The organism is Nocardioides bruguierae (assembly GCF_023554635.1).
Classification (GTDB): Bacteria; Actinomycetota; Actinomycetes; order Propionibacteriales; family Nocardioidaceae; genus Nocardioides; species Nocardioides bruguierae.
This window is the reverse complement of sequence record NZ_JAMJPH010000021.1, coordinates 1-14,468: the sequence shown is the minus strand read 5'-3', so window position 1 is coordinate 14,468 and position 14,468 is coordinate 1. Positions and strand designations below refer to the sequence as shown.

14 protein-coding genes are annotated in these 14,468 nt (G+C 70.9%); 6 read left to right on the top strand and 8 right to left on the bottom strand.

What is annotated here, in order from left to right; all coding sequences use genetic code 11:
* Positions 1-93: 93 nt before the first annotated feature.
* From M8316_RS11855 to M8316_RS11835, 5 genes are all read right to left on the bottom strand, one after another.
* Positions 94-1,770 (bottom strand): sensor histidine kinase, encoded by a 1,677-nt coding sequence (locus M8316_RS11855; protein WP_250054818.1) that lies wholly within the window; start codon positions 1,768-1,770, stop codon positions 94-96.
* Positions 1,771-1,829: 59 nt separating this feature from the next.
* The gene (locus M8316_RS11850) at positions 1,830-2,168 is read right to left on the bottom strand and encodes a response regulator (protein ID WP_250054816.1); all 339 of its coding nucleotides are present in this window, start codon (positions 2,166-2,168) and stop codon (positions 1,830-1,832) included.
* 179 nt (positions 2,169-2,347) lie between these two features.
* Positions 2,348-3,241, bottom strand: coding sequence for an NAD-dependent epimerase/dehydratase family protein (locus tag M8316_RS11845; protein WP_250054814.1), 894 nt, complete (start codon positions 3,239-3,241; stop codon positions 2,348-2,350).
* A gap of 136 nt (positions 3,242-3,377) precedes the next feature.
* A complete protein-coding gene (locus M8316_RS11840; protein WP_372490585.1) occupies positions 3,378-4,796 on the bottom strand; it encodes a GntP family permease in 1,419 nt (472 codons plus the stop codon).
* Positions 4,796-5,350 carry a gluconokinase gene (locus M8316_RS11835; protein WP_443689930.1) on the bottom strand — a complete coding sequence of 185 codons (555 nt, stop codon included), beginning with the start codon at positions 5,348-5,350 and terminating at the stop codon, positions 4,796-4,798. Before M8316_RS11835 ends, M8316_RS11840 begins: the two co-directional genes overlap by 1 nt.
* 95 nt (positions 5,351-5,445) lie before the next feature.
* Between M8316_RS11835 and M8316_RS11830 the strand changes: the two genes are divergently transcribed.
* Positions 5,446-6,159, top strand: a complete 714-nt coding sequence (locus M8316_RS11830) for a FadR/GntR family transcriptional regulator (protein ID WP_250054811.1) — start codon at positions 5,446-5,448, stop codon at positions 6,157-6,159.
* A gap of 14 nt (positions 6,160-6,173) precedes the next feature.
* Here M8316_RS11830 and M8316_RS11825 read toward each other — a convergent pair whose 3' ends face one another.
* Entirely contained in the window at positions 6,174-7,091 is a 918-nt protein-coding gene (locus tag M8316_RS11825; RefSeq protein ID WP_250054809.1) for a pseudouridine synthase, read from the bottom strand.
* A 260-nt stretch (positions 7,092-7,351) separates the two neighbouring features.
* Between M8316_RS11825 and M8316_RS11820 the strand changes: the two genes are divergently transcribed.
* Positions 7,352-8,617, top strand: coding sequence for a PQQ-dependent sugar dehydrogenase (locus M8316_RS11820; RefSeq protein ID WP_250054807.1), 1,266 nt, complete (start codon positions 7,352-7,354; stop codon positions 8,615-8,617).
* 6 nt (positions 8,618-8,623) lie between these two features.
* Here the strand turns inward: M8316_RS11820 and M8316_RS11815 are convergent, their stop codons facing one another.
* Complete coding sequence (locus tag M8316_RS11815) at positions 8,624-9,265, bottom strand: SanA/YdcF family protein (RefSeq protein ID WP_250054805.1); 642 nt, start codon at positions 9,263-9,265, stop codon at positions 8,624-8,626.
* Between the two features lie 171 nt (positions 9,266-9,436).
* Here M8316_RS11815 and M8316_RS11810 point away from each other — a divergent pair, with 171 nt between their 5' ends.
* Positions 9,437-10,291 carry an aldo/keto reductase gene (locus M8316_RS11810; protein WP_250054803.1) on the top strand — a complete coding sequence of 285 codons (855 nt, stop codon included), beginning with the start codon at positions 9,437-9,439 and terminating at the stop codon, positions 10,289-10,291.
* A complete protein-coding gene (locus tag M8316_RS11805; protein WP_250054801.1) occupies positions 10,288-10,884 on the top strand; it encodes a sugar O-acetyltransferase in 597 nt (198 codons plus the stop codon). The genes M8316_RS11810 and M8316_RS11805 overlap by 4 nt, the downstream gene beginning before the upstream one ends.
* A 77-nt stretch (positions 10,885-10,961) precedes the next feature.
* Here M8316_RS11805 and M8316_RS11800 read toward each other — a convergent pair whose 3' ends face one another.
* Positions 10,962-11,357 (bottom strand): (R)-mandelonitrile lyase, encoded by a 396-nt coding sequence (locus M8316_RS11800; protein WP_250054799.1) that lies wholly within the window; start codon positions 11,355-11,357, stop codon positions 10,962-10,964.
* 813 nt (positions 11,358-12,170) lie between these two features.
* On the opposite strand from M8316_RS11800, the gene M8316_RS11795 reads away from it, so the two are divergent.
* Both M8316_RS11795 and M8316_RS11790 read left to right on the top strand, forming a co-directional pair.
* Positions 12,171-12,767 carry a DUF6932 family protein gene (locus M8316_RS11795; protein WP_250054797.1) on the top strand — a complete coding sequence of 199 codons (597 nt, stop codon included), beginning with the start codon at positions 12,171-12,173 and terminating at the stop codon, positions 12,765-12,767.
* Complete coding sequence (locus tag M8316_RS11790; protein ID WP_250054795.1) at positions 12,764-13,723, top strand: hypothetical protein; 960 nt, start codon at positions 12,764-12,766, stop codon at positions 13,721-13,723. The genes M8316_RS11795 and M8316_RS11790 overlap by 4 nt, the downstream gene beginning before the upstream one ends.
* Positions 13,724-14,468 lie beyond the last annotated feature (745 nt).

Genomic DNA, 14,468 nt, shown 5'->3' with positions numbered 1-14,468 from the left:
CCCTGGCAGAGATCTCTTTACCTTGGAGGGCTTTCGCGGAAGGTCCCGGCAGACGGTCGTGCTGGCACCACACCCGCGCGGGCGTTCTCCGCGTCACGCGGTGGGGGCGACCTCCGCACCGGGGTCGACACCGCCGGCGCACGGCAGGGTGAACGCGAAGGACTTCGCCCAGCCCGCCTCGTCCTCGATGTGGATCTCGCCGCCGTGCCGCTCCACGATGCGCCGGCAGATGGCGAGGCCCACGCCGGTGCCGGGCGCCACCCGGGCGCCCTCGGTGCCGCGGCGGAAGATCTCGAAGACCGTCTCGCGCTCCTCCTCGGCGATGGGCACGCCGCGGTCGGCGAGGCGCACCTCGACCATCTCCTCGTGGGTGCTGGTGCGCAGCGCGAGGTCCACGGCGTCGTCGCCGGGGGTGTACTTCACCGCGTTCTCCACGAGGTTGCCCACCAGTCGCCGGACGAGCTGCTCGTCGGCGTGGACGCCGGTGACGTCGTCCGCACCGGCCAGGTCGAGGTGCACGGCGCGGCCGGTCTGGTCGGAGACGGTGGTGGCGTGCGCGGAGACCATCGCCACCACGTCCAGGTCGGTGCTCTCCGGGTCGACGGTGCCGACCTGCTGGAGGTCGAGCAGGTCGTCGACGAGCGCCATGCCCCGGGCGACGGCGGTGCGGATGCGCTCCTCGACCTTGGCGCGGGTCTCCTCCGAGCTCGTCAGCTCCAGCATCTGGGAGCCGAGCTGGATGGCGCTGAGCGGGCCGCGCAGGTCGTGGACGGTGGCGGAGGTGAAGTCCCGCAGGTCGCGGTTGGCGATGCGGAGCTCTTCGTCGGCGGCCGCGAGCTGCTCGAGGGCGAGCTGGGCCTCGGCACGGGCGACCTCCGCCTCGTGCCGGTCGCGCTCGGCCTCGGCGCGGCGCACGTCCGCCTGCCGCAGCTGCGCGCCGGCGGCCCAGACCATGGCCCCGCTGAACAGGGCGACGGCCGTGACCAGGCAGGCCACCACGAAGCCCGGCCCCGCGCCCTCGCGCATCGCCCGCACGCCCAGCCAGCCGGTGGCCAGCGGCACGAGGACGACGGCAGGCAGCAGCGTGCGGACCAGCCGCCCGCCCGTCGTCCGCGAGCGGGCGAGCCGCACCAGGCCGACGTTGCCGGTGGCCATGACGAGGGCCAGGCCGAGCGTGGTGATGCCGAGCGCGGTGTGCAGCGCGAGGGTCTGGAAGTAGCCGACGCCGTAGAGGTCGGAGGGGCCGAACGCGTAGCCCGAGAGGCCCATGAGGCCGATGGCCACACCGGCGACCGCGGTGCCGTGGGCCACCTCCGGCCGTCGCAGGACGAGGCAGAGCAGCGACACCGTGAGGGTCAGGTGACCGACGGCGGTGATGCCCGACATGCGGCCACCGTTCTGGCTCATGTCCGCCAGGAACGTGAAGGGGTAGTCGACCTGCTGGGTCTCGGTGACCAGGCCGGTGCCGGCGATCACCAGCACGAGGGCGACCGCGACCAGCGCGACCATGCTCGCCGCGCGACGGCTGGGCAGCACGCGGGACTGCATCACGGCCGTGCCCAGGCCCAGGAGCACGAAGTCGGCCGCGGTCGAGGGCTGCATCGCGACCAGGCCCGGCAGCACACGGGTGAGGACCGGGGAGTCCACCGCCCAGCCGATCAGCGCGACGACGCCGAGCAGCGCGGTGAGCAGCGCCAGCACCACGGCCGGGCGGGCCAGCGGACCGAGCCGCTCGGGCTCGAGCACCGTGGCGCTCGCATCACCCGTCATGGGGCCAAGCCTGGACCATCGGGACGACCTGCGCGAGCACCTGGCGGACCGGCCTGTCGTCAGGGCGTGCCGGTGCCGCAGTGCCTCGCGACGATGCGGGACAGGGACTCCAGGCCCTTGGCCTCGACGTCCGGCCCGGTGCGCGGCAGCGACGACCACACGCAGACCGGCACCTCGGGGTGGGTGAAGGACAGGTGGTCGCGCACCTCGCGGCCGTCGATGCCGGGCATCCACAGGTCGGCGATGATCAGGTCGGGCACCTCGTCCGGAGTGACGCTCAGGAGTGCGTCGCGCCCCGTCTCGGCCTCCACGACGCGCAGGCCGAGGGCCTCGAGGCGCAGGCGCACGAGGGCGCGGAAGTCGCTGTCGTCGTCGACGACCAGCACGGTGGGTGACACGGGCTCTCCTGCTCCTGACCTGGGGCGCGAGGCGCCGGTCCGGCGGTGCCGGCGGCTCGAGATCATCGTCGGCAGCGGGCACGTGCCCCACCAAGGGTCTGCACAGGACCTTCACGCCAGCGTGAGGACCTGCACGCCACCCCCACCGACCGACCCTGTCGGTGGGCCTCCCGGGCCTCTCAGGCCTGCCCGTCCAGCTCCTCGCGCCAGGAGTGCACGGGCTCGAACCCGAGCATCGCTCGCGCCTTCTCGATCGAGTAGAAGGTCTCCCGCTCCCCCAGCTCACCGCGCACCTCGACGCCGGCGTAGAAACGCTCGACCACCTCGGCGGAGCTGATGGCGACCGAGGTGTCGGCGTTGGCGACGTTGAAGACCTCGTGCCCCAGGCCGTCGACCTCGAGGCACCGCTCGACCATCCGACCCAGGTCCCGCACGTCGATGTAGGCGAACAGGTTGCGCCGCCGCAGGGCCGGGTCCTCGACGAAGGCCGGGAACATCTCGGCGTACTCGTGCGGCTCGATCACGTTGTTGATCCGCAGACCGTAGACGTCCGCGCCACTGCGGGCCTGGAAGGAGCGCGCCGTCACCTCGCCGGCGACCTTCGAGGTCGCGTAGGCGTCCTCCGGCACCGTCGGGTGCTCCTCGTCGACCGGCACGTAGAGCGGCGTGCGCTCGCCCTGGGCGAAGCAGATGCCGTAGGTGGTCTCCGACGAGGCGTAGACGATCTTGCCGATGCCCAGCCGCGTGGCCGCCTCCAGCACGTGGAAGGTGGAGAGCACGTTGGTGGCGTAGGTGGAGGCGTCGTCGGTGAGCAGGATGCGGGGCACCGCCGCCAGGTGGACGACGGCGTCGTACCGCGGCGCCTCGGGCAGGTCGAGCTCGGCGAACGTGGCCAGCCCGGCCATGGCCGAGTACGTGGCACCGGCGTCGGTGAGGTCGACCCGCAGGTCTGCGACGTCGGGGTGGCCGAGCGGCACGAGGTCGGCGTTGGTGACCTGGTGGCCGAGCGAGGCCAGGTACGGGGCCACGTGGCGGCCGGCCTTGCCGCTGCCGCCGGTGAGGAAGATGCGCATCGGTCCTGTCTACCCGGCCCCGTGCCGCGAGGCACCCCCCGCACGAGGCGGAGCCGGTAGACGCGGCGGGGGGGGCCGCCCCCCCCCCCCCCGCCCCCCCCCGGGGCCCCCCCCGCCGGTCGCGGACGGCCTCGGGTCAGACGACGAGGCCGAGCAGCAGCACGAAGACGAGCCCGGAGACGGAGAGGACGGTCTCCATCAGCGACCAGGTCTTGAAGGTCTGGCCGATGTCGAGCCCGAAGTACTCCTTGACCAGCCAGAAGCCGGCGTCGTTGACGTGGCTGAGGAACACCGAGCCGGCACCGACGGCGAGGACGACGAGCGAGACCTCGGCCGTGGGCAGGTCGGCGACGAGGCCGAGCATGAGCGCGGAGGCCGTGATGGTGGCGACGGTGGCGGAGCCGGTGGCCAGGCGGATCAGCACCGCCAGGACCCAGGCCAGCAGCAGCACGGAGATCCCGGCGCCGGCGGCCCAGTCGGCCAGCAGCGTCCCGATGCCGGTGTCCACGAGGACCTGCTTGAACGCACCACCGGCGGCGACGATGAGGATGATCCCGGCGATGCCGGGCAGCGAGGACTCGATCGAGGCCGAGACCTCACGCACCGACATGCCAGCGCCGCGACCGAGCAGCAGCATCCCCAGGAGCGTGGCGAGCAGCAGGGCGACCACGGGCGTCCCGAGGACGTCGAAGGTCTGGCGCAGCGGTGCCGTGTCGTCGTCCACGGCGATGTCGACGACCGCCTTGCCCATCATCAGCACCACCGGCAGCAGGACGGTGAGCATCGTGGTGCCGAAGGCGGGGCGCGAGCCCTCGCGGTCGGCGGCGTCGAATCGCTCGGGCGCGGGGACGACGACCCAGCGACCGGCCAGCGTGCCGAACAGAGGACCGGCGACGACGATCGTCGGGACGGCCACGATCACGCCGAGGATGAGCGTGGTGCCGAGGTCGGCACCGAGGTTGCCGATGGCGGTCAGCGGGCCGGGGTGGGGCGGGACGAGTCCGTGCATCGCGGAGAGGCCGGCCAGGGTCGGGATGCCGATGGTGATGAGCGACTGCCCGGAGCGGCGCGCCACCAGGTAGATGACGGGCATCAGCAGCACGAGGCCGATCTCGAAGAACATCGGGAGGCCGATGACCGCGCCCACGAGCGCCATCGCCCACGGCAGGGTGCGCGGGGTGGCGAGGCCGACGATGGTGTCGACGATCTGGTCGGCACCGCCGGTGTCGGCCAGCAGCTTCGCGAACATGGCGCCGAGGGCGATGAGGACGCCGACGCCCGCCGCGGTCGAGCCGAACCCGGTCGCGAACGAGGTGAGGACGGGGACGGTGCCCTCGGGCGTCGCGCTCGTGGCGATGAGGGGCTGACCGGCGCCGACGCCCACCGTGATCGCGCCGATGACCAGCGCGAGGAACGGGTGCAGCTTCGCGACGGTGATGAGCAGGACGATCGCGGCGATGGCGACGAGGGCCGCACCGACGAGGCGGCCACCGGAGGTGACGGGCTCGACGAGCGTGATGTCCAGCGGCAGCGGTGCCGCGGCGACGAGGGGGATCAACGGGACTCCAGTGGTGCTTGGTCGACCAGCGCGGCGGCCGCGCGGGCGACGATGGTGTCGACGTCGGTGCTGACGTCGAGGACGATGCCACGCTCGTCGGCCGCGAGCGGCTCGAGCGTGGCGACCTGGGAGGCGAGCAGGGTGGCCGGCATGAAGTGGCCGGGCCGGGTGGCCTGCCGCTCACGGATGACCTCGACGGGGCCGTCGAGGTGCAGCAGCGCGAGGTCCGGGGCGTCTGCACGGAGCCTGTCCCGGTAGACACGCTTGAGGGCCGAGCAGGAGAGGACGCAGCCCTGGCCGTGCTCGGCGAGCCACGAGGCCAGCGCGTCCAGCCACGGCGCGCGGTCGTCGTCGTCCAGCGCCTGGCCGGCCGACATCTTGGCGATGTTGGCGGGCGGGTGGAAGTCGTCGCCGTCGGCGAACGGGACCCCGAGGCGCTGCGCCAGGGCGGCGCCCACGGTGGACTTGCCGGAGCCGGAGATGCCCATGACGACGACGGGTCCGACGCTCGCGTCGGCCGGGCCGCCCTCGGGTGCTGTGGTCGTGGTCACGCCGGAGAGTGTGCGCCTAATCATAGGATCTTTGCAACCTGGATCACTTATTAGTCGGATCATTCGAGATCTGCGCAGGTGGGAGGATGAGCGGCATGGAGTCCCGACCCGCGAGCGGAGCGCTGCACGCGAGCGTCCTGGACGCCGTCGGCGCCGCTGTCGTCAGCGGCGAGCTGGCCGCCGGTTCCGTCCTCACGCTCGAGGGGATCTCCCGCAGCCACGACATCTCGGTCTCGATGGCCCGGGAGGTCGTGCGGGTGCTGCAGCACCTCGGCCTGGTGGAGTCCCGGCGCCGGGTCGGGATCACCGTGCGCCCGTCGTCCGGCTGGAGCGTCTTCGACCCGCGGGTGATCCGCTGGCGCCTGGCCGGCAGCGGACGCGCCGCGCAGCTCGCCTCGCTCTCGGAGCTGCGCCGCGGGTTCGAACCGGTCGCGGCCGCGCTCGCCGCGGAGCGCGCCACGGCGGAGCAGGTCGCCGCCCTCGCCGGCGCCGTCCACGACATGGCCGTGCACGGTCGCGCGCAGCGGCTCGACGACTACCTGGTGGCCGACACCGTCTTCCACCGCACGCTGCTGGAGGCGTCCGGCAACGAGATGCTCGCGGCGCTCGCGGACGTCGTCGGCGAGCTGCTGGCCGGACGCACCGAGCACGACCTCATGCCCTCACGGCCCAACCCCGACGCGGTCCGCCTGCACGAGGACGTCGCCAGGGCGGTGCGCGACGGGGACGCCACCGCGGCCCAGCAGGCGATGACCGCGATCATCACCGAGGCCACGGACGCGCTGGTCGCGCAGCTCTCGGCCGACTGAGGCCTGCCGCCCGGCTAGGCGGGCGGCAGCGGGAGCGTCCGCTCGCTGAGGTAGTGCCGCGCGCTGCCGTCGACCGGGTCGGTGAACGCGAGCTCGGCCGCGAGCAGCTGGAGCGGCTCGGAGAAGTCGTCGATGTCGACGTGCCGGTCGACCGGGTAGAGCGGGTCGTCGACGATCGGGGCGCCGAGGTCGCGCAGGTGCAGCCGCAGCTGGTGCGTGCGGCCCGTGCGGGGGCTGAGCCGGTAGACCGCGAGGTCGCCGCGGCGCTCCTCGAGCTCGACCAGCGTCTCGGCGTTGACCGGTGCGCCGGGCACGACCTGCGCCAGCCCGGTGCGCGGGATCGAGGCGATGTGGTTGCGCACCGTCGTCGGAGTCTCGAGCTCGGGTCGGTAGGGCGCGAGGGCCCGGTAGGTCTTGCGCACCGTGCCGGCGGCGAACATCGACTGGTAGGCGGCCCGGTGCTCGGCGCCCGTCGTGCACAGCACGAGGCCGGAGGTGACCCGGTCGAGCCGATGCATCGTGGTGAGATCGGGCAGGTCGAGCATCTCCCGGGCGCGCACCACGAGGCTCTGGAGCACGTGGTTGCCGCGCGGCACGGTGGAGAGGAACGCGGGCTTGTCGAGCACGACGATCCGCTCGTCGCGGTGCACCACCCGCACCTCGCCGGGCACCACGGGCTCCTCGCGCAGGTCGCGGTGGAAGAAGACGAAGACCTGCGGCCGGTAGCGCTGCTGCTCGTCGATCGGCTCGCCGTCGGACCCCACGAAACGTCCGGCCGCCAGCATCGCCTCGACGTCGACGCGGTCGTTCACCGCGTCCCGGAGCCACGCGCCGATCGTGCGCCACGGGGCCGGACGCTGCGGGTCGGCGTGCGGCGTGACCAGCCAGGCCGCTTGGAGCCCGTGCCGGGGCGGGAGCGGTGAGCGGGGCACCGGCCCAGGGTAGGGACTGGACGGCCACCACCCCCGCTCGGGACAAGCTGCGTGAGGGTCCGGGCGGAGGCGGCGCGGCCGTGAAACGGATGTTTCCACCGGTTCGCGCCCGCTGGTCCACCCCCAGCGGCTCGTCCGTGCGGGTGACCCTGCGCCCCGCCTCGAGCAGTCACCCTGATCCGGCTGTGAGCTGGACGCGGTTGGCTCGTCGTAGCCGCCCGCGGCGCCAGGCCGCCGGCAGCACGAGCGAGGAGCCCCCGATGCACGAGCAGGACGCCGTCCGCCCCCGGCCCCGATGCCTGCCCCGATGCCTGCCCCGACGCCTGCCCCGGGCCGCAGCCGCTGCCGCCGGCCTCGCGCTGACCTCCGCCCTGCTGGTGGCCTGCGGGGACGGCGCCTCCCCGTCGCGGTCCACCGCCTCGTCCGCCGAGGGGGCGGGCGTGCCGTCGGTGACCGTCGAGGGCTCGACGGTGGCGGGGCGCGTCTCCGGTCCGTTCGTCGTGCAGGAGCTCGGCACGTTCGCGGAGCCGTGGTCGCTGGCGTTCCTCCCGGGCACCGACCAGCTGCTGGTGGGTGAGCGCAGCGGGTCGCTGCACCTGCGCGACCAGGAGAGCGGCGAGGTCGTGGAGGTGTCCGGCGTGCCCGAGGTCGTGGACGACGGCCAGGGCGGTCTGGGCGACGTCGTCCCCGGCCCGACGTTCGCCGACGACGCGGTGGTGTACCTCAGCTGGGCGGAGGCCGGGGACGGCGGCGTGGGCGCCGCGGTCGGTCGGGCGACGCTCGCCACCTACCGCGACGGCGCGGCTCTCGAGGACCTCGAGGTCGTGTGGCGCCAGACCCCGAAGGTCTTCGGCACGGGCCACTTCGGCCACCGCCTCGCGTTCTCGCCGGACGGGCAGGAGCTCTACGTGTCCTCCGGTGAGCGCCAGCTCCAGGACCCGGCGCAGGACACCACCAACACGCTCGGCACGATCGTCCGCCTCACCCTCGACGGCGACCCCGCACCCGGCAACCCCCTGGCCGACGAGGGCGGGGTGAGCGCCGAGATCTTCACCTGGGGCCACCGCAACCCGCTCGGGCTGGCGTTCGCGCCCGACGGCCGACTGTGGTCCTCGGAGATGGGCCCGGAGGGCGGCGACGAGCTGAACCTCGTCGAGGCCGGCGGCAACTACGGCTGGCCCGAGGCGTCGAACGGCAGCCAGTACGGCGGCGAGGACATCCCCGACCACACGCCCGGCGACGGGTTCGTCGCACCTGTGGTGTCGTGGGACCCGAGCATCTCGCCAGGCAGCCTGATGGTCTACGGCGGCGAGATGTTCCCCGACTGGCAGGGCGACGCGTTCCTGGGCGCTCTCTCCGGCGAGGCGCTCGTCCGCGTCGACCTCGAAGGGGCGGACGCCGGCGACGTCGACGTGTTCGACCTCGACGGGCAGCGGGTCCGCGCCGTCGCCGAGGCCCCCGACGGCGCCATCTGGCTGCTGGAGGACGAAGGCTCCGGCAGGCTGTTGAGGCTCACACCCGCCTGATGCTGCTCACGCCCAGGAGTCGCGGCCGTCCCCGGTGATGGGGATCGTGGGGCCCAGCAGGACGTCGGGCCGCACCGTGGCCTGGAACAGGCCGCTCAGCCGGGCGAGCGTCTCCCGGCCGCCGCGGGCGCGGCCTGGCTGGTCGACGGCGAGACCCTGCACGTCGATGCCGGCCGCCCGCCCGAGGTCGACCGTGCGCGGGAGGTAGAGTTCCTGGGAGACCACGACCGCGCTGCGCACCTCGAACACCTCCGCGGCCCGGCGCATCGTGGCCCAGGTGTTCGTGCCGGCGTAGTCGGTGAAGACGTCCTGTGGCGGCACGCCTGATTCGAGCACGGCGCGCCGCATGGCCTCGGGCTCGTTGTAGTAGATCTCGCGGTTGTCACCGGAGACGAGGACGGCGTCGACCAGCCCCGCCTCGTACAGCTCGACCGCACCCGCCACGCGCGCGGCCACCACGTCGCCCAGGGTCCCGTCCGGGAGCACCCGGGAGCCGGGCACGATCGCGACCTGGCTGGGCGTGACGTCCTCTGCCTCGGCCGTGACGAGGCCGTCCGTGCGGTGCAGGACCACGGCGTTGGCGGCCGCCACCAGCCCGACCAGCAGCACCGGCACGCCCACCGCGAGACCGAGGAGCGCGCGCCGCACGGCGGCACCACGGGACGAGGCGGGGGGCCGGGCGGGGGACACTGGCACGAGGCTCCTCTGGGACGGGGACCCCTCCATCCTGCCGGGTCGCACCAGGCCGGAGGGGGGTCTGCGACAACCCCGGAAGAGCCCGCCCTGCCGCGCGGTCGCGATCCGACGTCCCCTGGTGGCATGACCTTCAACGAGACCTTCACCCTCAGCAACGACGTCACCATCCCGAAGCTCGGGCTGGGCACCTGGTTGATCGTCGACACCGACGCCGCCGAGGCCGTGCGCCAGGCGCTGGCCGCGGGCTACCGCAACATCGACACCGCCCAGGCCTACGGCAACGAGCGCGGCGTCGGCGAGGGCGTGCGCACCAGCGACGTGGCCCGCGACGAGATCTTCGTGTCCACGAAGCTCGCCGCGGAGATCAAGTCCTACGACGAGGCCGTCGCCGCCATCGACGGCTCCCTGGAGACGATGGGGCTCGACTACGTCGACCTCTTCCTCATCCACAGCCCCCAGCCGTGGGCCGACTACCGCGGCGGCGACTACGCCGAGGGCAACCAGCAGGCCTGGAAGGCGCTCGAGGAGGCCCTGGCCGCCGGCAAGGTCCGCGCGATCGGCGTGTCCAACTTCGAGCAGAAGGACGTCGAGAACATCCTGGCCACCGCCACGGTGAAGCCGCACGTCAACCAGCTGCTCGCCCACATCGGCAACACCCCCGACGCGCTCATCGACTACTGCGAGAGCCAGGGCATCCTCGTCGAGGCCTACTCCCCCATCGCCCACGGCGAGATCCTCGAGCACGCCGAGGTCGGCGAGATCGCCGCGCGCCTGGGCGTCTCCGTGCCACAGCTCTGCATCCGCTACGTCGTCCAGCGCGGCACCGTGGCGCTGCCCAAGACCGCCAACCCCGAGCACATGCGGTCCAACGCCGAGATCGACTTCGAGATCTCCGAGGCGGACATGAAGGTGCTGAGCGACCTCCGCTTCGCCGATTACGGCGAGAACAGCTTCTTCCCCGTCTACAGCGGCAAGTGAGCCAGCCCGACCCGATGGACGATGCCATCCCCGGTCTCGACGTGCTGCTGGCGGCCCTGGACGCCGGCAGCACCGTCACCGGCGACTCGCCCCTGCACGCGGCCATGCACCGCGCCAGCCAGGAGGCGATGAGGGTGACCGCCGAGCTGAACGGCAGCTACCACGAGCCGGACGAGTTGCGGGCGCTGCTCAGCCGGCTCGTCGGCGCGGACGTCCCCGCGTCCGTGACCGTCTTCCCGCCCCTGCACTCCGACTTCGGCCGCAACCTCCACCTCGGCGAGCGGGTGTTCGTGAACTCCGGGTGCCACTTCCAGGACCAGGGCGGCATCCGCATCGGCGACGACTGCCTCATCGGGCACAACGTCGTCGTCGCCACCCTCAACCACGGCCTGGACCCCGCCCGCCGCTTCGACCTCGTGCCGGGCGCCGTGACGATCGGCCGCAACGTGTGGATCGGCGCGAACGCCACGGTCCTGCCGGGCGTCACCATCGGTGAGGACGCCGTCGTGGGGGCCGGGTCCGTGGTCACTCGGGACGTGCCTGCCGGCAGCGTCGTCGTCGGTTCACCGGCCCGGGTCGTGCGCACCCTCTGACGGCCCCCTGCTTCCGGAATGGCAGCGACCGGCACCCCCTCGGGTGCCGGTCGCTGTGTCTTCCGGAGGAGCGGGGCTCAGGCCCCGTACTCCTCGTCGGTGACGTGGTCGAGCCAGGTGACGACCTGACCGTTCTCGTCGGCCTCCTGGATCGCGACGTGCGCCATGAAGCGGGACGCGGTGGCGCCGTGCCAGTGCTCCTCGCCCGGCTCGATGTAGACGACGTCGCCCGGGCGGATCTCCTGCACGCAGCCGCCACGGGTGGCGACGAGGCCGATGCCGTCGGTGACGTAGAGGGTCTGGCCCTTCGGGTGGTGGTGCCAGGCGGTGCGGGCACCGGGCGAGAACCGGACGTGGGAGCAGCCGACGGCCGACTGCTCGTCAGGGTTGCGGACGCCGTCGATCTGGACCGTGCCGGTGAACCAGTCGGCCGGGCCGGGGAAGGTCTGGCCGCCGCTCTGCGTGTACTTCAAGGTGTTCCTCCTGGTGCTGCTCGGCGGACCGGACGGACCGCCACTCCACCAGGACACCTCGCGCGTCGCCCGGCAACCAGGGTGGGCATGTCGGGGGTTCCACCAGGACCCGGCACGCGTGGCAGGACCCCGGGATGCCGACAGCCCCAGCCTGCATCACTGCAGGTCAGAGGCCTTGGAATGGAGTCGTCGCAAACGTGTCACCTTACCGCGAGGACGCACCCGTCGGCCGAGGCCGTCGAGGCGACCACGAACTCGCCCCACGGCTAGCGCCCGGAGCACAACGCGTGGAACCGTACTTGGCCGCGTTTAACCGCAATCACCAGAATCCGGGAGTCGAACGCTGCCCCCAAGATAGTGGCGCCCAGGGCACATACGGGCTCGCGGCGGCCGACACAGTCGGATTCAATCGGGCGCCTTCAGGCACGGCAGAGCGAGCCCGCCTCTGGTGCTCCCGGCGGCCAGCGGACCGCCCTCCAACTATCGACAGCCAGGGCTCAGACCCGGGCCGCGCCGCGAAGGCATTCACCCACCGCGATTCCACCGGCCAGCGCCAGCGCGAACACTGTGATCCACACATTCGGCGCATACCTTGAGGCGCGAGACGGAGCTGCGGGCCGCCGAACTGGCAGGCGGCGCGCCGACCCTTCGGAACTATCAATGCATCAGACCAGACATTGATGGCGGGCCATCTGCGTCGACCCGCACCTTGCCCTATCGTTACCTCGAAGTGGGAGCGATAGGAGAACACAGAGATGAGTAACCGCGGCGCTGTCGGCGCCGTCCCTCACATGGCACGCGAGTTGCGTTGAGATGGCGCTCGATTACACGTGGCTCACTTCAGTGGACGACCTTTATCCGCATCCAGGCCGCGTACGGGTGACAATCGACGAGGCAAGAGCCCTCCTTGTCGACGATCGCCAGTTTGCGAACTCTTCGAGCCGCCCGCGACTCTGGGACGGCTTGGAGGAGTACATTGGGCGTTTCCTCGCTCTCGAGGAGCGGCACGCTTCGTTGCTAGACGGCCGAGAACTACTCAAGTGTCTGTGGCTAGCCGGAAGTTTCGTGAGCGGCAAGGTCGAGCCCAACAACATCGACGTGACCGTTTGCCTTGACGATGAAGCCCGCGTCGCCCTGAAGGGGAAGTCTGGTTCGGGATGGCTCGCCAGAGCCTTTCAGCGACAGGCTTGCAAGCAGCAGTTTGGCGTCTCTCCGCTTGAGTTGCGGTACCGGCGCGTGGTGTCGGTGTTCCACACTAGGGTCACCGACGCGGCAGACAAGGCGTACCTGCAGGACCGCGGGGGCTGGGACGAGTGGTGGCAGAGGTGTCGAGATCCTGGTGCAGCGACAGGGGAGCCAACAGTCGCTACCGTGGAGACTAGGCGTGGCTATCTGGAGGTGGTCCTGTGACGGAGTCACCGACGCCCCGCCAACCTGCTCGTAAAGCGATCCTGAGCCGGCATCGATCGAGCATTGATGCGTGGCTGTCCAACGAAGGCGCTGAGGCGCTTGACGGGGATGCCTTCGAGACCGAAGCGAACCGTGCGCGACTCGCTGGTCTCCGCGAACTCGATCCACAAGCGAGCTTGCACGAGGAATTGCGAGTTCGGCTGGTCGCGTCCACTTTGGCACAAGGTGCGCTGACGTTTGATGTTGGGTCCGCGCTCTTGAAGCCCCTGCAGGAATCGGTTGCCAGCCTGGCTGATGATCAGGTTGAACTAGAACTGACCGGCGTTTCTGTCGGCAGTACAGTTCTGCACGTTCGTCCCCGGCATACCGTGCACTCAGAGTCGGATGAGGACCCCGCCGTCGGCGATCAGCCGATCGATTCTACGTCAACCGAAGCCGCATTGCGCGCCTTTGTAGACCTCGCGGGCGCCGCCGAACGGGAAGAGGATCTCCGCAGATGGCTTAAGGCTGCGGATGCATTTGGACGCTTCAGCAAGGCGCTCGACAAGATCGACGCCCAAGTCGATGTTGCATTCTCCGGCGTGAGTGGTGAAGTGCGAAGTGCATGGTTCGGCAACCGGGGCCGAGATTACGTCCGCAGAATTCTTGAAACGACTCCTCAGCCCCAAACAACCATCATTTCAGGACGAGTTGTCGAACTTCGCGAGAGCGGCATCGTAAAGGTCAAGACGGGAATTCAACGAAACTCGCCAGCCTATGACGTTCGCGTCGATCCGCCGGACCTTATCGACATGCACCTCGAACTTGGCCAGGGCGTCACCTTTGTCGTCCGCATCGTGCAGCAGGTCGATGGACTCGGCCAAGCGCAGTCCGTGGAGGTGCTATTCGTTTCAACAGCGGACGGCTTCTCGACGGCAGACATTCCGCTAGAGGTTGCTACCGACGAAGACGAGTAGAGCTCGACGTCGTCACCCAACTGGCAGAATCTCATCATCTACTTGACCGGCTGCCCAATGCTCGGTCATCTGATTCCGAGGGGGTCCGCTACCGCGGCAAAAACAAGGTCGAAGCAGTACGCCAGAGCACTAGCCTCGGTCCCGATTCTGGCTGCACCGTGTCAATCGAGCCATCACACAACGATGCTCGTCGATGTAGGCGATCAGCACCGCAGTACTCCCCACCTTGCGTCGACCCCCGCCGCGGCGAAAGCGCCGTCGCCGTCCGCAAGGTCTCGTTCAAACGTCGCAGTTCACGGTTCTCCCGATCAAGCTCGGAGATGCCCTGCCCCTCGGCCGCGGTCACTCCGAGACGGTGGAATTCGTCGATGTCGACCTACTGAACCCAGTTGCGCAGGGTCTCGAGGTGATGCCCAAATGCTCGCCAACCCGGCTCATAGCGCCGACCTAGGTGGCTGGGTCACGCCTCAGATCGACCGCCACCCGAGTCACCCGCTCGCGAAGCCCGTCGAGATACTTCCTCGATGCTGCCGTGACTCTCATCCTTCCGAGGACTGAGAGCCTCCATCAGAAACAGGACGCGACACGGCCATAAAGAGAGCGGCTCGTCTGCACCTTTGTCGACGACGCTCGAAAGTGGAGCCGTTCCGGCGGTCGAAAATGGGGCCACCGGTGCGTGGTGTCAGTCTGCCGTCTTCTGCGTGCGAACGCTGGGAAGTGAGTCGATGCCGCGGTTGCGGAGTCG